Below are 17,635 nucleotides of genomic sequence, written 5' to 3'. Positions count from 1 at the left end.
ATGACGGGCGTTTCATAAAGCCATGTAAAGAGAGGCGTTTCGTGAGCCTCCTCTCAGGTGACCTATATAAAACACTTTATAGTGTGAGGGTACTCATAATAAGGAGGCAGTTTATGAGCATTATGCTTACCGGTACGGCCAGGGAAAGACGGCACGCCAGCACCACGAACATCGACAGATTATCGACGCTGGATATGCTTAACGTCATACACCAGCATGACGCGCAAATCTCATCTGCACTTACCCCTCACTTAAGTATGCTGGCCCGCGTGGTGGATAACGCGGCGGCGACGCTTAGTCACGGCGGACGTCTGGTGCTGACCGGCGCGGGCGCGTCCGGACGCGTGGCGGAGCAGGCGGCAGAAGCGTTTGCGCCGGGCAAACACCCCGTCATTGCGTTAACAGCAGGTGATAACGCCGGAAGCTACGCGAGCGGCGTTGCCGACCTTCAGACGATAGAATTTGGCGAGCATGACATGATGCTGGCGCTGTCCGTCAGCGGCAAAACCCCATGGGTATGGGGCGCGATGCGTCATGCGTGGTCTCTGGGCTCAACGGTTGCGCTCATTACGGAGGATGCGCAAAGTGAAGCGGCGCAGCTGGCGAGTATGGTCATTGCTCCCGATCTGGGCGCGGATGTGGTGGCCGGGTATACCAACGCTAAAGCAGGCATTGCGCAAAGCATGATCCTGCATATGATCACCACCGGTCTGGCGGTACGTTCCGGACGGGTGTACAGCAACCTGCGCGTTGATCTGGAGGCAAGCAATACCAGATGGGCCGAACGACAAATTGCCATTGTGATGGAAGCGGGGGGATGTAGCCGGGCTCAGGCGAAGGCCGCGCTGGAAAGCTGTAACCACCAGTGCAAAACGGCGGTACTGATGGTGCTGACAGGGCTGGATGCCTGGAAAGCGCACGAATTGCTGGCGCAGAATAACGGGTTTGTTCGCCTGGCCTTGCAGGAAGCGCCATAACATTTCAGCGTCAAATAAAAAAAGCCCGCATCGCGGGCTTTAATATTGATGGGAATTAGAACTGGTAGGTCATGCCTACGCCAACGATGTCATCGGTAGAAATACCGTTGTCATTGTAGAAGGCATCATCTTCGTCCAGCAGGTTGATTTTATAATCAACGTAGGTGGAGAAGTTTTTGTTGAAGCTGTAGGTCATGCCCACGTCGATGTAGTTAACCAGATCCTGGTCTACATAGTCATAGCCATTGCCTGGGTGATAATCGTTACCGCCCAAATCGATGCCTTTAGAATAGACCCACGCCAGGGATGGACGCAGACCGAAGTCAAACTGGTACTGCGCTACGGCTTCAAAGTTCTGTGTTTTGTTGGCGATGCCATCGTTGCCGTACGGAGTCATGTTACGGGTTTCCGCATACATCATGGCCAGGTAGACATCATTAGCATCGTATTTAGCACCGATTGTCCACGCTTCCGCACGTTCACCGCCAGCATATTTGCTGAAGCGGTTATAGGTGCCAGCGCCGTAAGCGACCTGGTCGTTAGTACGGTCAGAGGAAGAATAAGCCGCACCCAGCGTCAGGCCGAAATCGAAGTCATAGGTGGTAGACATACCGAAGCCGTCGCCGTTCTGGAAACGAACGTCATCATGGCCGTTTTTGGTGCCTTCCTGATTTTCGTTTGGTCCACCTTCATTATTTCCCTGATATTGCAGCGCAAAGTTCAGGCCATCGACCAGACCAAAGAAATCATTGTTACGGTAGGTCGCCACACCGTTAGTACGGCCAACCATATAGTTATCCGTCCAGGTGTAAGAATCTCCACCAAATACCGGCAGCATATCGGTCCAGGCTTCAACGTCATACACGACGCCGTAATTACGGCCGTAATCAAATGAGCCGTAGTCGCCATATTTCAGGCCAGCGAATGCCAGACGGTTGAAAGATTTTTCCCCTGCGCCTTCGGTGTCGTTAGCGTAGGTTTTATATTCCCACTGGCCATAGCCTGTCAGGTCGTTCGTGATCTGCGTTTCGCCTTTGAAACCCACCTGTACATAGGTTTCATCGCCGTCGTCGCCTGGGTTGTCGGAGAAGGTATGACGCGCATCAACCTTACCGTACAGGTCAACTTTGTTGCCATTCTTGTTATACATTTCCGCCGCATTTACTGCGCCAGCCATTAATAACGCGGGTACGAGAATTGCCAGAACTTTTCTTTTCATTATATATTCCCTTTAAATATAAATTGTCTGAATATATGTAATTACCCTCCGTAACTACATGGCTGATACTATTCTATGGATTATTATTTAGGTTCAAAAATAAATGTAATTAAAGTGGTAAAAATATTACAAAATATTTCTTTTTATCTCTTTATTTTTCACGTGAATTAATTCATTGAAAATATAGCGGGTAATTATTATTAAGTATTTCGTAATTCTATTTATAAAGGATTTTAATTCGGGTGTATTATAATTCACTCACTTTTGAGCAACAGGACAGGATGATGGAACTTGCGCAGTGGCAACACCGTTTTGAGCGCTGGCTCGACGAAAATCATTTTACTGATGATGCGGCGCACGATATCGCCCATTTTCACCGCGTCTGGATGACGGCGCAGGGTATTATGGCTGACGAGGATAGCGATCCGCTGGTTGTGCTGACCGCATGCTACTTCCATGACATTGTCAGCCTGCCGAAAAATCACCCGGAACGTAGCCACTCCTCGCGGCTGGCAGCGCGAAAAACGCGCGAGATCCTCAGTCGCGACTTTCCTGATTTTCCGCCGGATCGTTATGCAGCCGTTGAGCATGCTATTGAAGCGCACAGCTTCAGTGCCGGTATCGCGCCGCAAAGCCTGGAGGCCAAAATTGTGCAGGATGCCGACCGGCTGGAGGCGTTAGGCGCTATCGGCCTGGCGCGCGTCTTTGCCGTCTCCGGTGCGCTGGGCGCCGCGCTGTTTGATGCCGACGACCCGTTCGCCGGAACACGAGAGTTGGATGATAAAGCCTTCGCGCTCGACCACTTTCAGACCAAACTCCTGCGCCTGCCTGACACCATGCAAACCGCGCGGGGGCGCGAACTTGCGCGTCACAATGCCGATTTCCTGATCCAGTTTATGGCGAAGCTGAGTGCCGAATTACAGGGCGATTACCTCGGAACCGACAGCCAGATATTGACCCATTTCCGTCGCAGTGTGCGATCCTGAACTGTGGTACTCTGTTTTCTGTCTTTATTGTCCGGTTAAGAGAATGCAGGAAAATCGATCAGTGACTGTGCCCGCGCCTGAGCGGGTTGAGAAATCAACGGCAGCCGTGCAGGCACTCCTGCGTCAGCTGCTGGAAATGTATGATGCTAAAACGCTGGCAAACCAGCTGGTGGCCCATGGCGAGAGCCACTGGAGCCCGGCGATACTCAAGCGGCTGCTGATAAGCGACAGGGCAGGGCACCGCCTGAGCGACGGTGAGTTCCGCTATCTGCGCAACCTGCTGCCGCGTCCGCCTGCTGCGCATCCAAATTATGCCTTTCGCTTTATCGATCTCTTTGCCGGTATCGGCGGCATTCGCCATGGCTTTGAAGCTATTGGCGGGCAGTGTGTGTTCACCAGTGAATGGAATAAACATGCCGTCCGTACCTATAAAGCCAACTGGTATTGCGATCCCGACGCGCACCAGTTCAACGCGGATATTCGTGATGTCACGCTGAGCCACAAAACCGGCGTCAGCGATGAAGAGGCCGCCGAACACATTCGCAATACCATTCCGGCGCACGACGTGCTGCTGGCAGGTTTTCCGTGCCAGCCGTTCTCGCTGGCTGGCGTGTCGAAGAAGAACGCGCTGGGACGCGCACACGGCTTTGCCTGCGATACGCAGGGCACACTGTTCTTTGACGTTGCCCGGATTATTGATGCCCGCCGCCCGGCAATTTTTGTGCTGGAGAACGTCAAGAATTTAAAGAGTCATGACGGCGGCAAAACCTTCCGCATTATCATGCAAACGCTGGATGAACTGGGTTACGACGTGGCGGATGCAGAGGACATGGGGCCGGACGATCCGAAAATTATCGACGGCAAACACTTCCTGCCACAGCACCGGGAACGCATCGTGCTGGTGGGCTTTCGCCGCGATCTCAATCTGAAAGGCGATTTTACGCTGCGTGATTTGCCTTCGCTGTATCCGGCGCGCCGACCGACGGTGGCCGATCTGCTGGAGCCCGCCGTCGATGCGAAATTCATTCTGACGCCGGTGCTGTGGAAATACCTCTATCGCTATGCCAAAAAGCATCAGGCCAAAGGCAATGGCTTTGGGTTTGGCATGGTCAATCCGCTTAATCCTGATAGCGTGACGCGTACGCTGTCGGCGCGCTATTACAAAGATGGCGCGGAAATTCTTATCGATCGCGGCTGGGATAAGGCGCTGGGCGAAAAAGATTTTGACCATCCCCAGAACCAACAGCACCGGCCGCGGCGCTTAACGCCGCGCGAGTGCGCCCGCTTAATGGGCTTTGAGACGCCGCAGGGCTACAGTTTTCGCATCCCGGTGTCGGATACCCAGGCCTATCGTCAGTTTGGCAACTCGGTGGTGGTGCCAGCCTTTGCCGCGGTAGCTAAACTGCTGGCCTCACGCATCAGCAAGGCCGTTCAGCTTCGTCAGAGCGAGGCCGTCAATGGCGGACGTTCACAATAAGGCCACGCGCAGTAAAAACATGCGTGCCATCGGCACGCGTGATACCGCGATTGAAAAACGGATCGCGGGCCTCCTAACCGCCGTCGGGTTTGAATTCAGGGTTCAGGATGCCACGCTTGCCGGGCGTCCTGATTTCGTCATCGACGCGTACCAGTGCATCATCTTTACCCACGGCTGTTTCTGGCATCATCACGACTGCTATCTGTTTAAAGTCCCGGCGACACGCACCGACTTCTGGCTGGAGAAGATTGGCAGGAACGTCGAGCGTGATAAACGCGATGTTTCGCAGCTTTACGCTCAGGGCTGGCGGGTGCTGATTGTCTGGGAGTGCGCGCTGCGCGGAAGAATGAAGCTGAATGACGTGGAACTGACGGAGCGGCTGGAAGAGTGGATCTGCGGCGGCGGTCAGGCCGCGCAGATCGATACCCAGGGCATTCACCCGATCACGGTTTCTCCACCTCACACCTCGTGACAATCGGTTTCGCGGGCAGCAAATATTTACCCAGCGTGACCAGTACCACGGCAAAGACAATCACACCCAGCGCCAGCCATTCAATCGTCGACAGCACTTCGCCCGCAAAACCGGTACCCAGCAGCACGGCAACCACCGGGTTAACGTAGGCGTAGCTGGTGGCAACCGCCGGTGAGACGTTGCGAATCAGGTACATATAGGCGTTGATGGCGATAATCGAGCCAAACAGCGCCAGATACCCGACGGCCAGGAAACCTGGAAGGTCTGGCATCGCCGTCAGTTTTTCACCCGTCAACGCGGAGGCCATCAGCAGCACAATGCCCGCCGCGAGCATCTCAATCGCACCTGCCATCATCCCGGAGGGCAGCTCGATGCGTGAACCGTAGACCGAGCCGAAGGCCCAGCTCATGGAGCCGATCATGATCAGAACGGCAGCCCAGGGGTTCCCGCTCAGGTTACCGCCGCTGTTCAGCAGGATGATACCCACAAGCCCAATCGCGATGCCCAGCCATTCGAGCTTACGGGTGCGGATCCCGAAGAGGCGACTAAAGCAGAGCGTAAACAGCGGCACGGTTGCGACGACCACTGCGGCGATGCCCGACGGCACGTTCTGGTGTTCGGCGACGGTTACCGCGCCATTGCCCACCGCCAGCAGCAGCAGGCCAATCAGGGCGGCGTTAAGCAGGGGACGCAGCGGCGGTAGTCTGTGGCCGCGCAGCAATAAAAACGCCATCAGCAGCACGCCGGCCGTAAGGAAACGAATACCGGCCATCATCAGCGGGGGCCAGCTTTCCACGCCTATACGAATGACAAAATAGGTGGACCCCCAGATGATATACAGGGAAAAGAGTGCTCCAATGAGCGGTAATAAATGCCGGAAACGCATAGTCCCTCACGACGAAATAAAAAGTTCGCTCATAGTTAATGCCAAAACTATCAGCCTGGCGAGTGCTTTAATTGTGTTGTTGATGTGAAATTTTTGTTGACGCGAGGTGCCAGTTTCCGGGCGGTGAGTTTTGTTCCATACTATTCACTTAATTAGCAAAAAAAGAAGGAAAGAGATTTTGGCAGGAAGTAGCTTATTAACATTACTGGACGACATCGCCACCTTGCTGGATGACATTTCGGTTATGGGAAAACTGGCGGCGAAAAAGACCGCCGGGGTACTGGGAGATGATTTGTCGCTTAACGCGCAGCAGGTCAGCGGCGTGCGGGCGAACCGTGAGTTGCCGGTGGTGTGGGGCGTTGCGAAAGGGTCCTTTATTAACAAGGTGATCCTCGTTCCGCTGGCGCTGCTGATTAGCGCCTTTATACCCTGGGCCATTACGCCCCTGCTGATGATTGGCGGGGCGTTCCTGTGCTTCGAGGGTGCCGAAAAAGTGTTGCATATGTTCGCTGCACGCAAAGAGAAAGACACCCCGGAAATGCGCCAGCAGCGTCTGGAAGCGCTGGCCGCACAGGATCCAAAAACGTTTGAACGCGATAAGGTCAAAGGTGCGATCAGCACGGACTTTATCCTCTCGGCCGAGATTGTGGCGATTACGCTGGGGATCGTCTCAGATGCCCCTCTGATGAACCAGGTGCTGATCCTGTCCGGCATTGCGATCCTCGTGACGATAGGGGTTTATGGCCTGGTCGGGCTGATCGTCAAGCTGGACGATATCGGCTTCTGGCTGGAAAAAAAATCCAGTGCAATTGCGCGCGGCATTGGGAAAAGCCTGCTGGTGCTGGCGCCGTGGCTGATGAAAACCTTGTCGGTGGTGGGAACCCTGGCGATGTTCCTGGTCGGCGGCGGAATTATCGTGCACGGTGTTGCTTCGCTGCATCACATGATTGAACATTTTGCGTCAGGCCAGGGAGCGGTAGTTGCTGCAATTCTGCCCACACTGCTTAACCTCGTACTGGGCTTTATCGTCGGTCTGATTGTGGTAGCCGTTGTTAAGCTGGTTGAAAAAGTACGCGGGAAATCGCATTAATTATTGCTGACCCCGGATGCAAAAAGACCATTCCTCGTCTAAATTGAAAACGTTTCACCCTGATACAGGAGGCAGGTATGGTCTTTTTGATCAGTGATGAAGTTAAGCCCAAAAATGGTGGTCCAGGTATGATCGTCACCGGGTATTCCAGCGGAATGGTGGAGTGTCGGTGGCATGATGGATACGGCATTAAGCGGGAGGCTTTTCGCGAAGACGAGCTTCAGCCTGCTAATAAAAGGCAAAAACGCGACAAGGCTTAATCACACAACGCCCGGCCTTGCCGGGCGTTTTTACTGGCAGAAGACTTATCATATCGGATGGTGAGCGACAATCAGGGAGTGTGTGTGCAGCACGATACCTTTGTTGTAAAACAATCTTTTTTGCAGTGGCTGCATAAGCGTAGCAATCCCCGTTTGATTGTTAACCTCTGTTTTATCGTTGTCCTGATCTTTTCCACCCTCCTGACCTGGCGCGAAGTTGTGGTACTGGAAGATGCTTATATCTCCAGCCAGCGTAACCATCTGGAAACGGTTGCCAGTGCGCTGGACAGACAGCTTCAGTTCAGCGTCGATAAGATATTGTTTTTTCGCCACAGCATGCGTGATGCCCTGGAAACGCCGCTGGCGTTTGGCGTGCTGCATGATGCGGTAAAGCGTTTTGCGCATTTGCGCACGTCCCCCAGCTGGCAAATTGCGGTTGATAAACAGCGCACGTTACCGATCAACGGTGTTTCGGATGCCTTCGTTGAAAAGACGACCCTTCTGAACCGTGATGATGAGTACCTTAATAATGAACTGTCCGCCGCGCTTGAAGTGGGGTATTTGCTGCGTCTGGCATCCAGCCCTTCCCGCAACGAAGAGCGCGTGATTTATGTCTCTCGCGCCGGATTCTTTCTGGAAACGGATACGCCGGGAAATTCCAGCGATATCGTGCAGCGCTATTACCATCTGGTCACTCAGCCCTGGTTTACCCAACAGTCCGAGCGTGAAAACCGTGCGCGTGCCGTGCGCTGGTTTATCTCGCCGCCTTCCACCTTTGTCGGCAAAAAGCCGCTGATCACCGCCAGCGTGCCGGTTTATTACAATCACGTCTGGTATGGCGTGGTGGCGATGGATTTCACCTTTGCCACCCTGCGTCGCCTGCTGGTGGAAGCCGTGGGCGATAACCCGGAAGGGGAATACCAACTGTATGACAGTCGGCTTACTCAGCTTGCAACGTCTGAATCACCTGCTGCGGACGTTAATCATTTTGACGCGCGCGAATTAGCGCAGATAGCGCACGCGATAGAATCGGATTCTGAAGGCGGCATTCGCCTGGGGAGTCGTTTTGTCAGCTGGGAGCGTCTCGACCATTTTGATGGCATCGTCCTGCGCGTGCACACCCTGGATGAAGGGGTGCGCGGTGATTTCGGCAGCATCAGCATTGTGCTGGCATTGCTTTGGGCGCTGTTCACCGCGATGCTGCTTATCTCATGGCTGGTGATCCGGCGCATGGTCAGTAATATGTATTCGATGCAGAACTCGCTGCAATGGCAGGCCTGGCACGACCCTCTGACCCGGCTGAATAATCGTGGGTCGCTGTTCGAGCAGGCGAAAATGCTGGCGAAGCAGTGTGAACAGCAGTCGCTGCCTTTCTCGGTCATTCAGATCGATCTTGATTGCTTCAAGAGCATCAATGATCGGTTCGGGCATCAGGCGGGTGATAAGGTGTTGTCCCATGCCGCGGGTCTGATTGCCAGCACCCTCCGGACTAAAGATATTGCCGGACGCGTCGGGGGCGAAGAGTTCTGTGTGGTGCTACCGGGCATGACGCTTGAAGAGGCGGCGGACGTCGCAGAGCAGATCCGCGAACGTATCGACAGCAAAGAGATCCTGATTAAGAAAAGTACCACCCTGCGCGTAAGTGCGTCGTTTGGCGTCTCTGGCGCGCAGGAGAAGGGCAATTATCACTTCGAAAATCTGCAATCCACCGCCGATGCGCGTCTGTATGAGGCGAAACAGCGCGGGCGTAACCGGGTCATCTGGCAGGATCACGTCAAAAAGTAATCAAGCCCCTCGCACCAGCCGGTCGGCCCAGTGTGCTGAGTGTGATAAACCCGGGCGGGATCGTTGTTCTTAAGGCTGACGCCCTCCCGGTTGAAGCCTTTCACCACGACGGCAAAGCCTACGCTGTCCAGCAGCGGGGCATCATTCGGGCCGTCGCCCAGGCCCAGCGTCGTCGGTTCGGAACCCTCGTGCAGGCGATACTGGTCCACAAGCCAGTGAACCGCCGCGTCTTTGCCGCAGCAGGTGTCCAGGATATGCCAGAAGCGTGCTCCCTGGACAATCTTCAGCCCCTGCCGGGCGAGTTCGGCGGCAAAGCGTTCCATTTGTTCATCACTGTCACGCCAGATCAGCGTCACGGAAGCCTCGTGTTTACGCGCAAGCACTGAGCGGGGACAACTCAGCCCAGTCCATCCGGCGACCACGCGCTCATCTACGTCATCGAAGGTGGTGAATTTAAGATGCATTTCCTGACGTACCCGGGCAATACACTGCCGGATATCGTCATGCTTCTTTTCTGAGATGAACCGTGCGGCGTTTTCCCACCGTACGTCAGGCTGGATCACCGCGCCGTTTTCCGCAATATAGGGCAACCCGCCAAGCCCCAGCTCCTGCTGGATGTCATCCATCTCGGACGCGGTTTTGCTGCTGCACAGAATGACCGGTACCTGTTCATCCATTAACTTTTCCAGCCAGGGGGCCGCAGGCCGCCAGTCGAGTGTGTGAAAATCCAACAGCGTGCCGTCGAGGTCGGTAAAAACAAGCAGAGTCTCCTCAAACGAAGGCATAACGTCTCCCGGGTGATGATTTCACCTAAGATAAATCTTAAAAGAACAGGCATTGACGCGCCGTTGAAGTGGAAACGATCCCGACAAACCCACAGGCGGCGCATGTTTATACTCATAACCAAAATTCACATGTATAAAATATAATATTCGCTAAGAGAATATATGCTTGTAAGACTATTCCGTTGGGGATAATGTCTTACCTGCATCAGATTTCCTGGTGTAACGAATTTACAAGTGCTTCTTGCATAAGCAAGTTTGATCCCGGTCATCCCCATGACCGGGATTTTTTTCGCCTTAGCGGTTCGTCTCCGAGACGCTAAAGTCATGGATATCCAGCTCGAATGCTTCAGCCAGTTCACGGTAGGTATGGTAATCCCTACCATTGACCACGACACGGTCGGAATTATCCTCCGCGCGATGAACTTCGGACTCACTGATTTCATTGATGGCGGCAAGCAGGGCATCGACATCCACTTCAACCTCACGCTTAATGGTGTCGCTGTACTCTTTGTCGGTCTTCATGGCGGGTTCCTCATTTAATCGTCTCAACAGTTAAGTATAGACCGCACACAAAAACGCCATTCGCGCCAGGTGGCGATGCCAGGCAATGCAATTTGTTCTACACTGGCTCAAAACCACAGGAGGAATGTATGAAGGTCAACGATCGGGTAACCGTCAAAACGGACGGTGGGCCGCGCCGCCCGGGCGTGGTGCTGGCTATAGAAGAGTTTAATGAAGGCACAATGTATCTGGTGTCGCTGGAAGATTACCCGCTCGGCATCTGGTTCTTCAACGAACTGGGGCACCCGGATGGGATCTTTGTGGAAACGGCGGAATAGGGCGGCGTCGGGGGCATCTTCTCCCCGGCTCCGGCTACTGAAAAGCAAAATCTCTGGCCAGGCCAGAGATCAAGGTAGGGTACAACATGGCCGTGCAAATTAGCGCATATTAACGAAAATCCCATTCGTCACATTATCTGTCAGGCGTACGACATGGTATATGACTTGCTTATTATGCGTTTTAATTTTCCTTTTAATATTTCCTTTGTGTGACGATACTGTTTTTGCCTTGATATTCATCTGGTCTGAGATCTGAATTGTCCCTTGTCCAGCCATCCACATTCTTAGCATACTTGATTCAGTTCTGCTTAATGATAGGGTGGGTAAGTTAACCGCCCCTACATTCTTAACTTCTTTATTCAAATAATCGCCCAGGATATCATCAAGCGACTCTGGTTTAATCGATTTCGAACTGATTAATAAGTTTTTACGCACCAACAAATACTCATCGAAATGAATATTGGCGATCGCCATAAAAACAATAAACAGGGTCTTAGGATGCTGATTAATGATCTGCTTAATGTGCTGACTGTTAGCGGGGTCGTGAATGAAACAGTCCTCATTAATAAACACCACGCCGGGCTTGTGGGCGTCACAAGCGGCTGCGAGTTCTTCAACGGTGTGTGCATCGTTGATGTCTCTCTTTCTTACCCCTCTGCTTGCTAAGTACCCGGTTAACCCTAGCCGGGTGTAGCTGCATAAATCCATAATGATCGTTGACATGGCATACCCTCACTCAATGCGTAACGATAATTCACCACCTGCCTGAGAGCTCATAAACAGCCATACGGGATGGAAAAAATCTAATAAAACCTGTGAGCATGACAAAGACTTTCAGGCGAACTCACTATCCCGTAAAGTTACGTATAATTTGCCAGGAATCATCTTAAAGTAAAGTAAATATTAAGTATTGTGAGTTGGTTAGAAACATTTAAACCGCGTCAGATATATCCTGGTAGATGTTTTTCGAGATTATTTTTAGGAATATCCTCAGAAAGACATTGCAAACACTGCGGGTTATTATTTGCGTGGAAGTTCGCTGACAATATCCGCTAACAGATTGAATATCTCGCTGAATAAATGCTCGCAGAAGGGGGCGATAAGTGGCATCAATAATGACATTAATAAAAGGCCAACCGTCAAAGTCACCGGAAAGCCGATGACGAATACCGACAGCTGCGGAGCCATTCGGTTGAGTAAACCTAATGCGAGGTTAACGGTGAGCAGCAGGGTAATGATCGGCAGCGCCAGCATCAGCCCGTTGAGGAAGATCAGCCCGGCAGCCCGCACCAGCGCCAGAAACGCGTTGCTGTTTACCGGGTTGTCGCCAATCGGCAGCGTGTGGAAGGTGTCCACCAGCATCGAGATGAGCCACAGGTGGCCGTTGAACGAGAGAAACAACAGCATCGCCAGCAGGTCGATAATACGCGCCAGCACGGGCATATTCAGATGGCTGCCCGGGTCAACGAACGTCGCGAAAGACAGGCCCATCTGCAAACCGATAAGTTCACCCGCCGTTCGTACCGCGGCGAAGGCGAGCTGCATCGTAAACCCGACCGCCACGCCAATCATCACCTGTTGCAGGGCAATCCAGATCGCATTCTGGGAAAAGATCGGGATATCCACCGCCGGCAGGGTAGGGGCAACGATAATCGTGATAACGATGCCCAGCCCAATTTTGACGCGTTTAGGCACCGACTTTTCACTGAGTATGGGGGCGGTGGAGATCAGCGCCATGATGCGCAGCATCGGCCAGAAATAGATCCCGAGCCACTGAACAAACTGATCGCTGGTGAAATGCAGCATCGTCCGTCAGCCGATGATGTAAGGCAGATTGGTGAACAGGTTGCGCATATAGTCCAGCAGCAAATTGAGCATCCATGGCCCGGCAACGATAATCGCCACGAATACGGCAATGATCTTCGGGATGAACGACAGGGTCATTTCGTTAATCTGCGTGGCGGCCTGGAGAATACTGATAATCAGACCGGTGACCAGCGCAACCAGCAGCAGGGGCGCGGCGACGGCAATCGCGACTTTCATCGCCTCCGTGCCCATCATCATGACCGACTCAGGCGTCATTGCGCGCTCCTCAACTGTAGAAACTCTGCGCCAGCGAGCTGACCAGCAGCTGCCAGCCGTCGACCAGCACGAACAGCATGATCTTAAAGGGCAGGGCAATGGTTGCGGGCGGGACCATCATCATCCCGAGCGCCATCAGGACGCTGGCGATCACCAGGTCAATAATCAGGAACGGAATGAAAATGGTGAAGCCAATCTGGAACGCCGTTTTCAGCTCACTGGTCACATACGCCGGGAGCAGAATGCGCATCGGCACCGCTTCCGGCCCCTGTAACTCACCGGTGTTAGCGAGACGGGCAAACAGGGCCAGATCCGCTTCGCGCGTCTGGCGAAGCATAAATTCACGTAATGGCTGCGCGCCCTTTTCCAGGGCAACCTGCATGGAAATTTTATCTTCGCTGAACGGCTGGTAGGCCTCGGTGTAAATCTTGTCGATCACCGGCGACATAATGAAAAAGGTCAGGAAGAGGGCTAAACCCAGCAGCACCTGATTGGGCGGCGCGGACGGCGTGCCGAGCGCGTTGCGCAGCAGGCCAAACACAATGATGATGCGGGTGAAGCTGGTCATCATTAGCAGGATCGCCGGAATAAAGGTCAGCGAGGTGATGAATACCAGCGTCTGCACGGACAGGGACCAGCTTTGTCCCCCGTTCGCCAGCGGCGTGGAAACCAGCCCCGGCAGTTGCGCATACACAGAGGGCGCGAACAGGCCCAGGCCTGTCAGCGTAAGGAATAACAAACGGCGCATCAGGATCTCCCGGGACGCTTGAGCAAACTCTTCATTACGGACTGGAAATCCGCAGTGGCCTGGGCGTTAGCCTCCACCGTGACAGGCGCAGGGGGGAGCGTGTGAAGGACGTTAATGCTGGAGGCGGTCACGCCCAGCACCAGTCGTGCATCTTCCACCTCCACAATGACCACGCGCTCGCGCGGTCCTAGCGGGGTGCTGGCGCTGACCTTCAACCCGCGGGTACCGGCCGTTTTCCCCGCCAGACCGAAACGCTTTGCCAGCCAGGCGGCGATAAGGATAAAGGCAATAATACCGAACAGCGCGCCGCTCACCTGGAGCAGCGGTGAGCCGGGTACGGCGGAGGGCGCGGACAGTGTTGCCTGGGTTTTCATACTTAACGACTCAGACGACGCATGCGTTCGGAAGGGGTAATGATGTCGGTGATACGTACGCCGTATTTATCGGCCACCACCACTACTTCGCCCTGTGCAATCAGGTAGCCGTTGATCAGAATATCCAGCGGCTCACCCGCTAAACCGTCAAGCGCCACCACGGAACCCTGCGTCAGGCGCAGCAGCTCTTTAATGGTCATGCGGGTGCGACCCAGCTCAACGGTCAGCTTGACCGGAATGTCCATAATCAGGTCGATGTCCTGCAACGTGCCGCTGACGTCGCCGCCGCCTAACTGCTGAAAGACCGCGTCTGCCGCGCTTTTCGTCGGCGTCGTTTTCTGCTCGTTTAACGCGTCAGCCCACAGATCGTCCAGTGCTCCGCTGTTTTCATCGGACGGATTGTTCATGTCACTCATTTGGGCTGTTCCTCATTCAGCGAATTCAAAATCGGGTTGATCAAGTGCTCAACGCGTAACGCATACTGGCCGTTAATCGTGCCGTACTGGCTTGTCAGCACGGGTACGCCATCCACATGGGCAATAATGCGGTCAGGTTTATCTATCGGCAAAACGTCGCCGGGTTGTAATTTCAGGATCTGCGATAACCGCATGGAGATGTCGGCGAAGTTGGCCACCAGCTCCAGCTGCGAATGCTGCACCTGACGCACCAGGTTTTCACGCCAGTTCTGATCTTCGTGACGTGAGTTCTCCAGCGGCGGGTTCACCAGCAGTTCGCGCAGCGGTTCAATCATGCTGAACGGCAGGCAGATGTTGAACTCGCCCGTCAGGTTGCCGATCTCGACGTGGAACGGGGTGTTCACGACGATGTCATTCGGGGAGGTGGTGATGTTGGTAAACTTCACCTGCATCTCGGAACGCACGTACTCCACTTCCAGCGGGTTAATCGCTTTCCACGCGTCGCTGTAGGATTCCAGCGCCAGCTTCAGCATGCGGTTAATCACACGCTGTTCGGTATGGGTAAACTCGCGGCCTTCCACTTTGGTCGGGAAACGGCCATCGCCACCGAACAGGTTATCCACCGCGATGAACACCAGGCTTGGCGAGAACACAACCAGGCCGGTACCGCGCAGCGGTTTCAGATGGATCAGGTTAAGGTTGGTTGGCACCGGCAGGTTGCGGGCAAACTCATGATACGGCTGAATGCGGATCGCACCGACGGTGATATCCGGGCTACGACGCAGCAGGTTAAACAACCCCATACGGAACTGACGTGCGAAACGTTCGTTGATGATCTCCAGCGCCTGTAAACGCTCGCGCACCACGCGACGCTGGGTATTGGGATCGTAGGGACGAATATTATCATCGCCGGTCAGACCCGGCTTCGGTTCGTCACTTTTATCGCTGTCGCCGTTGAGCAGCGCATCGATTTCTGCCTGAGAAAGAATACTGTCGCCCATGTCGTTACCGCAGAATGAAGGCTGTATACAGAACGTCAGTGACTTCCTGCTTAGGTTGGCCGTTTACCAGCGGGGTCGCCAGCGTCTGTTTAATGGCATCGACCAGCTTTTGCTTGCCCACATCGGTGGCGAGCGCGGAGGCATCCTGACGAGAAAACAGCAGCAGCAGACGGCTACGCACTTCTGGCAGGTAGTCGTTCAGGCGTGCACGGGTCGCTTCATCTTTCAGACGCAGCGTAATACCCACGTAAAGCACGCGATCCGCATCGCCCAGGTTGACGGTGAACGTATCCAGCGGGTAGAAGACCGGCGCCGGTGGAGGCGGCGCTTCAGCTTTGGCGGCCGCGCTGGAGGGTTCTTGCTGCATACGCCAGTAACTGTAGCCTGCGGTGGCGCAGGCCGCGAGGGTAATCAACACCAGCAGCGGGATCCAGATGGAACGCTTGCTTTTTTTGGTGATAGCGGAGTCTGTCATCTGATACGAGCTTCCTGTTTCGGTACAGCTTAATACGGTGATTATCCCGTGTCCGGCTTAGGTCAAAGCGTGGAAAAGACGGGGATAATCACGTTACCTCTGGCGTTTAGGCAAAGATATCTACGGCACGGCTGCCGCGCGCGGCGGATTGCAGGGCGGCAGGGGCAGGCAATAACTCTTCGTTCTCATCGTTAAACCCGCCATGCTGGCCGGAACGCGAAGCGTGCTGTTGCTGCCCGGATGAGGACTGCTGTTGCCCGGCAAAGCCCTCGCTGCTGACGCTGCTTTGGGAAAGCTGAATGCCGTTTTCCGCAAGCTGCGTGCGCAGGATCGGCAGGGCCGCTTCCAGCGCCGCGCGGACGTGGCTGTGGGGCGAAACCATCTGCAACTGCGCCTGGTTGTCATCCAGCTTAAGCGAAATTTGCACCTGACCCAGATCCTCCGGGTGCAGACGCAGCTCTGCGGTCTGCTGTCCCTGCTTTGTGAACAGGGTGATGTGCTGGCTCAGATTCTGCTGCCATTCGTGCGTGCCCAGCGGCTGGCTTAACACCGGCGCTGTCGCAACGGTAGCGGCAGGCTGTGAAGGCGCCAGGTGACTGACGATCGGGGCCAGCGTCGCGGTTGGGCTGGCGGCAGACGACGCGCTCGCTACGTCCTGCTTCTCCGCGACGGCGGCGACGGCTGGCGTAACGGCTGCCGTGGCGGGCAGCGATGTGTCGCTGTCCTGAACCGGCATTTTTTCCTGAGCCGTTAACGCATGGCTAAGCGGCTGATGCTGGCCGTTGTCCGTCTGGGCTAGCGCAGAGGGGAGGGCGGCACGGGGGGCGATCTCCCCGGTGCTCGCAGGTTGCGTCGCTACCGGGATGGTGGTCTGCTGGTGCGGTAACATCGCCATCAGCGCGCTTAACCCGGCCAGCTCCTCTTCTTCAGTCGTGGTCTCGCTGTTTGTTTTCGCCTCCGGCTGGGTCAGCGTCTTCAGCGCATCCGTATTCGCTGCGGGTTTCAGGCCGGAGACGAGGCTTTGCAGGGAGACGGCGGTATCTTCACCAGTCAGGGTCTCCTGACGGGAGAGCAGCTCGGCAATTTTGGCCTGGAGCGTGGTATCACCGTTTTTTTCCTTTGCCGCTGTCGACAGCTTGCTGCCCGCCGCTTTCAGGTCCGCCAGCGTCAGCGGGGCATCTTTGCCTTTGCCGGTGGTCTCGGTCAGCGCGCCCGCCAGCAGAGAGAGAAAATCTTGCGCGCCCTCAGCGCCTTTTCCGGTCAGCGTGCCGCCGGACGGGTCGCTGTCGGTCATCAGCAGTTGTTGCAGTGTGATCATTCTGGTTTCCTCATTGATGCGCGCTGGGCAAACTCATCCATTTTTTTCTGATCCAGACGGTTTTCCGCCAGGGTCGAGGCTGCAATCTGCCGGTCCTGTAAGGTTTGCCAGGCCTGCAACCGCTGTTTTTTCTCGCGCCAGAAATTCAGCGCGGTATCGACTTTTTGCGTCCACTGGTTAAGCTGCTGGCGATGCTGCTCAATCGCCTTTTCCAGCGTCTGGATAAACTGCTGATAGTTAATCCAGCGCTGGCTACCAATGCCCTGCGCCATGTCGGTGTTAAGGTTGGTGCGATATTCATGCTGATAGTCGATTAACATCTTCAACTGTTCTTCAGCCTGCTGGCACCCGCGTCGCATTGCGCCAAGCTGCAATGCGGCATCATCAACTTCTTTTTCAGCCAGATCTTTCAGCGTTGATAACGCACTGTTCTGCGCCATGACCT

Annotated in this window: 22 protein-coding genes; 8 read left to right on the top strand and 14 right to left on the bottom strand. The window is 54.7% G+C overall.

Going from position 1 to position 17,635, the window contains the following annotated elements; translation table 11 throughout:
* The first annotated feature begins 113 nt into the window (after positions 1-113).
* Positions 114-977, top strand: a complete 864-nt coding sequence (locus tag IMQ56_RS07885; RefSeq protein WP_196063788.1) for an N-acetylmuramic acid 6-phosphate etherase — start codon at positions 114-116, stop codon at positions 975-977.
* 55 nt (positions 978-1,032) lie between these two features.
* Here IMQ56_RS07885 and ompC read toward each other — a convergent pair whose 3' ends face one another.
* Positions 1,033-2,196: a porin OmpC gene (ompC, locus tag IMQ56_RS07880; RefSeq protein ID WP_196063787.1), complete on the bottom strand. Its 1,164-nt coding sequence runs from the start codon at positions 2,194-2,196 to the stop codon at positions 1,033-1,035.
* Positions 2,197-2,480: 284 nt separating this feature from the next.
* Here ompC and IMQ56_RS07875 point away from each other — a divergent pair, with 284 nt between their 5' ends.
* The 3 genes from IMQ56_RS07875 to IMQ56_RS07865 are packed head-to-tail and all read left to right on the top strand — an operon-like array spanning position 2,481 to position 5,131.
* Positions 2,481-3,182: a phosphohydrolase gene (locus tag IMQ56_RS07875; protein WP_017693138.1), complete on the top strand. Its 702-nt coding sequence runs from the start codon at positions 2,481-2,483 to the stop codon at positions 3,180-3,182.
* Positions 3,183-3,225: 43 nt separating this feature from the next.
* A complete protein-coding gene (locus IMQ56_RS07870) occupies positions 3,226-4,659 on the top strand; it encodes a DNA cytosine methyltransferase (RefSeq protein WP_085939391.1) in 1,434 nt (477 codons plus the stop codon).
* The gene (locus IMQ56_RS07865) at positions 4,640-5,131 is read left to right on the top strand and encodes a very short patch repair endonuclease (RefSeq protein WP_017693140.1); all 492 of its coding nucleotides are present in this window, start codon (positions 4,640-4,642) and stop codon (positions 5,129-5,131) included. Before IMQ56_RS07870 ends, IMQ56_RS07865 begins: the two co-directional genes overlap by 20 nt.
* On the opposite strand, the gene yedA is transcribed toward IMQ56_RS07865, so the two are convergent.
* Positions 5,103-6,017 (bottom strand): drug/metabolite exporter YedA, encoded by a 915-nt coding sequence (gene yedA, locus IMQ56_RS07860; RefSeq protein ID WP_196063786.1) that lies wholly within the window; start codon positions 6,015-6,017, stop codon positions 5,103-5,105. The genes IMQ56_RS07865 and yedA overlap by 29 nt on opposite strands.
* Positions 6,018-6,195: 178 nt before the next feature.
* Here yedA and IMQ56_RS07855 point away from each other — a divergent pair, with 178 nt between their 5' ends.
* The 3 genes from IMQ56_RS07855 (at position 6,196) to dgcQ (ending at position 9,152) form a co-directional block, all read left to right on the top strand.
* The gene (locus tag IMQ56_RS07855; protein WP_196063785.1) at positions 6,196-7,107 is read left to right on the top strand and encodes a DUF808 domain-containing protein; all 912 of its coding nucleotides are present in this window, start codon (positions 6,196-6,198) and stop codon (positions 7,105-7,107) included.
* A 77-nt stretch (positions 7,108-7,184) separates the two neighbouring features.
* The gene (locus IMQ56_RS07850; protein ID WP_003859574.1) at positions 7,185-7,367 is read left to right on the top strand and encodes a DUF2158 domain-containing protein; all 183 of its coding nucleotides are present in this window, start codon (positions 7,185-7,187) and stop codon (positions 7,365-7,367) included.
* A gap of 84 nt (positions 7,368-7,451) precedes the next feature.
* Positions 7,452-9,152, top strand: a complete 1,701-nt coding sequence (gene dgcQ / locus IMQ56_RS07845) for a cellulose biosynthesis regulator diguanylate cyclase DgcQ (RefSeq protein ID WP_196063784.1) — start codon at positions 7,452-7,454, stop codon at positions 9,150-9,152.
* Here the strand turns inward: dgcQ and IMQ56_RS07840 are convergent.
* Positions 9,137-9,937 (bottom strand): mannosyl-3-phosphoglycerate phosphatase-related protein, encoded by an 801-nt coding sequence (locus IMQ56_RS07840; RefSeq protein WP_023303925.1) that lies wholly within the window; start codon positions 9,935-9,937, stop codon positions 9,137-9,139. The genes dgcQ and IMQ56_RS07840 overlap by 16 nt on opposite strands.
* A gap of 294 nt (positions 9,938-10,231) precedes the next feature.
* On the bottom strand, positions 10,232-10,459 hold the full coding sequence (gene yodD, locus IMQ56_RS07835; protein ID WP_017383339.1) for a YodD family peroxide/acid resistance protein: 228 nt from the start codon (positions 10,457-10,459) through the stop codon (positions 10,232-10,234).
* 128 nt (positions 10,460-10,587) lie between these two features.
* On the opposite strand from yodD, the gene dsrB reads away from it, so the two are divergent.
* Positions 10,588-10,776 (top strand): protein DsrB, encoded by a 189-nt coding sequence (gene dsrB, locus IMQ56_RS07830; RefSeq protein ID WP_003859583.1) that lies wholly within the window; start codon positions 10,588-10,590, stop codon positions 10,774-10,776.
* Between the two features lie 99 nt (positions 10,777-10,875).
* Here the strand turns inward: dsrB and rcsA are convergent, their stop codons facing one another.
* From rcsA to fliJ, 10 genes are all read right to left on the bottom strand, one after another.
* Positions 10,876-11,499 carry a transcriptional regulator RcsA gene (gene rcsA, locus IMQ56_RS07825; protein WP_017383340.1) on the bottom strand — a complete coding sequence of 208 codons (624 nt, stop codon included), beginning with the start codon at positions 11,497-11,499 and terminating at the stop codon, positions 10,876-10,878.
* Between the two features lie 297 nt (positions 11,500-11,796).
* Entirely contained in the window at positions 11,797-12,582 is a 786-nt protein-coding gene (fliR, locus tag IMQ56_RS07820) for a flagellar biosynthetic protein FliR (protein ID WP_196063783.1), read from the bottom strand.
* Between the two features lie 6 nt (positions 12,583-12,588).
* Positions 12,589-12,858, bottom strand: a complete 270-nt coding sequence (fliQ, locus tag IMQ56_RS07815; protein ID WP_003859587.1) for a flagellar biosynthesis protein FliQ — start codon at positions 12,856-12,858, stop codon at positions 12,589-12,591.
* A gap of 10 nt (positions 12,859-12,868) precedes the next feature.
* Positions 12,869-13,606 (bottom strand): flagellar type III secretion system pore protein FliP, encoded by a 738-nt coding sequence (gene fliP / locus IMQ56_RS07810; protein WP_015572437.1) that lies wholly within the window; start codon positions 13,604-13,606, stop codon positions 12,869-12,871.
* Complete coding sequence (gene fliO / locus IMQ56_RS07805; protein WP_017693142.1) at positions 13,606-13,980, bottom strand: flagellar biosynthetic protein FliO; 375 nt, start codon at positions 13,978-13,980, stop codon at positions 13,606-13,608. Before fliO ends, fliP begins: the two co-directional genes overlap by 1 nt.
* A 2-nt stretch (positions 13,981-13,982) precedes the next feature.
* Positions 13,983-14,396, bottom strand: coding sequence for a flagellar motor switch protein FliN (gene fliN / locus IMQ56_RS07800; protein WP_003859592.1), 414 nt, complete (start codon positions 14,394-14,396; stop codon positions 13,983-13,985).
* Positions 14,393-15,397, bottom strand: a complete 1,005-nt coding sequence (gene fliM / locus IMQ56_RS07795; RefSeq protein ID WP_003859594.1) for a flagellar motor switch protein FliM — start codon at positions 15,395-15,397, stop codon at positions 14,393-14,395. The genes fliN and fliM overlap by 4 nt, the downstream gene beginning before the upstream one ends.
* Before the next feature lie 4 nt (positions 15,398-15,401).
* Entirely contained in the window at positions 15,402-15,872 is a 471-nt protein-coding gene (gene fliL / locus IMQ56_RS07790) for a flagellar basal body-associated protein FliL (RefSeq protein ID WP_003859598.1), read from the bottom strand.
* A gap of 106 nt (positions 15,873-15,978) precedes the next feature.
* Positions 15,979-17,190, bottom strand: coding sequence for a flagellar hook length control protein FliK (gene fliK, locus IMQ56_RS07785; protein WP_196063782.1), 1,212 nt, complete (start codon positions 17,188-17,190; stop codon positions 15,979-15,981).
* Positions 17,187-17,630, bottom strand: coding sequence for a flagellar export protein FliJ (fliJ, locus tag IMQ56_RS07780; RefSeq protein WP_017383343.1), 444 nt, complete (start codon positions 17,628-17,630; stop codon positions 17,187-17,189). Before fliJ ends, fliK begins: the two co-directional genes overlap by 4 nt.
* Between the last annotated feature and the right edge of the window lie 5 nt (positions 17,631-17,635).

This window comes from Enterobacter sp. Res13-Sevr-PEC09-46 (assembly GCF_015672585.1).
GTDB lineage: Bacteria > Pseudomonadota > Gammaproteobacteria > Enterobacterales > Enterobacteriaceae > Enterobacter > Enterobacter hormaechei_C.
This window is presented reverse-complemented; position numbering and strand designations above follow the sequence as displayed.

What these genes read in the sequence shown, in the direction of transcription:
- IMQ56_RS07885 (WP_196063788.1), top strand. Translation starts at nt 114, where the DNA reads ATGAGCATTATGCTTACCGGTACGGCCAGGGAAAGACGGCACGCCAGC.
- ompC (WP_196063787.1), bottom strand. Translation starts at nt 2,196, where the DNA reads ATGAAAAGAAAAGTTCTGGCAATTCTCGTACCCGCGTTATTAATGGCT.
- IMQ56_RS07875 (WP_017693138.1), top strand. Translation starts at nt 2,481, where the DNA reads ATGGAACTTGCGCAGTGGCAACACCGTTTTGAGCGCTGGCTCGACGAA.
- IMQ56_RS07870 (WP_085939391.1), top strand. Translation starts at nt 3,226, where the DNA reads ATGCAGGAAAATCGATCAGTGACTGTGCCCGCGCCTGAGCGGGTTGAG.
- IMQ56_RS07865 (WP_017693140.1), top strand. Translation starts at nt 4,640, where the DNA reads ATGGCGGACGTTCACAATAAGGCCACGCGCAGTAAAAACATGCGTGCC.
- yedA (WP_196063786.1), bottom strand. Translation starts at nt 6,017, where the DNA reads ATGCGTTTCCGGCATTTATTACCGCTCATTGGAGCACTCTTTTCCCTG.
- IMQ56_RS07850 (WP_003859574.1), top strand. Translation starts at nt 7,185, where the DNA reads ATGGTCTTTTTGATCAGTGATGAAGTTAAGCCCAAAAATGGTGGTCCA.
- IMQ56_RS07840 (WP_023303925.1), bottom strand. Translation starts at nt 9,937, where the DNA reads ATGCCTTCGTTTGAGGAGACTCTGCTTGTTTTTACCGACCTCGACGGC.
- yodD (WP_017383339.1), bottom strand. Translation starts at nt 10,459, where the DNA reads ATGAAGACCGACAAAGAGTACAGCGACACCATTAAGCGTGAGGTTGAA.
- dsrB (WP_003859583.1), top strand. Translation starts at nt 10,588, where the DNA reads ATGAAGGTCAACGATCGGGTAACCGTCAAAACGGACGGTGGGCCGCGC.
- rcsA (WP_017383340.1), bottom strand. Translation starts at nt 11,499, where the DNA reads ATGTCAACGATCATTATGGATTTATGCAGCTACACCCGGCTAGGGTTA.
- fliR (WP_196063783.1), bottom strand. Translation starts at nt 12,582, where the DNA reads ATGCTGCATTTCACCAGCGATCAGTTTGTTCAGTGGCTCGGGATCTAT.
- fliQ (WP_003859587.1), bottom strand. Translation starts at nt 12,858, where the DNA reads ATGACGCCTGAGTCGGTCATGATGATGGGCACGGAGGCGATGAAAGTC.
- fliP (WP_015572437.1), bottom strand. Translation starts at nt 13,606, where the DNA reads ATGCGCCGTTTGTTATTCCTTACGCTGACAGGCCTGGGCCTGTTCGCG.
- fliO (WP_017693142.1), bottom strand. Translation starts at nt 13,980, where the DNA reads ATGAAAACCCAGGCAACACTGTCCGCGCCCTCCGCCGTACCCGGCTCA.
- fliN (WP_003859592.1), bottom strand. Translation starts at nt 14,396, where the DNA reads ATGAGTGACATGAACAATCCGTCCGATGAAAACAGCGGAGCACTGGAC.
- fliM (WP_003859594.1), bottom strand. Translation starts at nt 15,397, where the DNA reads ATGGGCGACAGTATTCTTTCTCAGGCAGAAATCGATGCGCTGCTCAAC.
- fliL (WP_003859598.1), bottom strand. Translation starts at nt 15,872, where the DNA reads ATGACAGACTCCGCTATCACCAAAAAAAGCAAGCGTTCCATCTGGATC.
- fliK (WP_196063782.1), bottom strand. Translation starts at nt 17,190, where the DNA reads ATGATCACACTGCAACAACTGCTGATGACCGACAGCGACCCGTCCGGC.
- fliJ (WP_017383343.1), bottom strand. Translation starts at nt 17,630, where the DNA reads ATGGCGCAGAACAGTGCGTTATCAACGCTGAAAGATCTGGCTGAAAAA.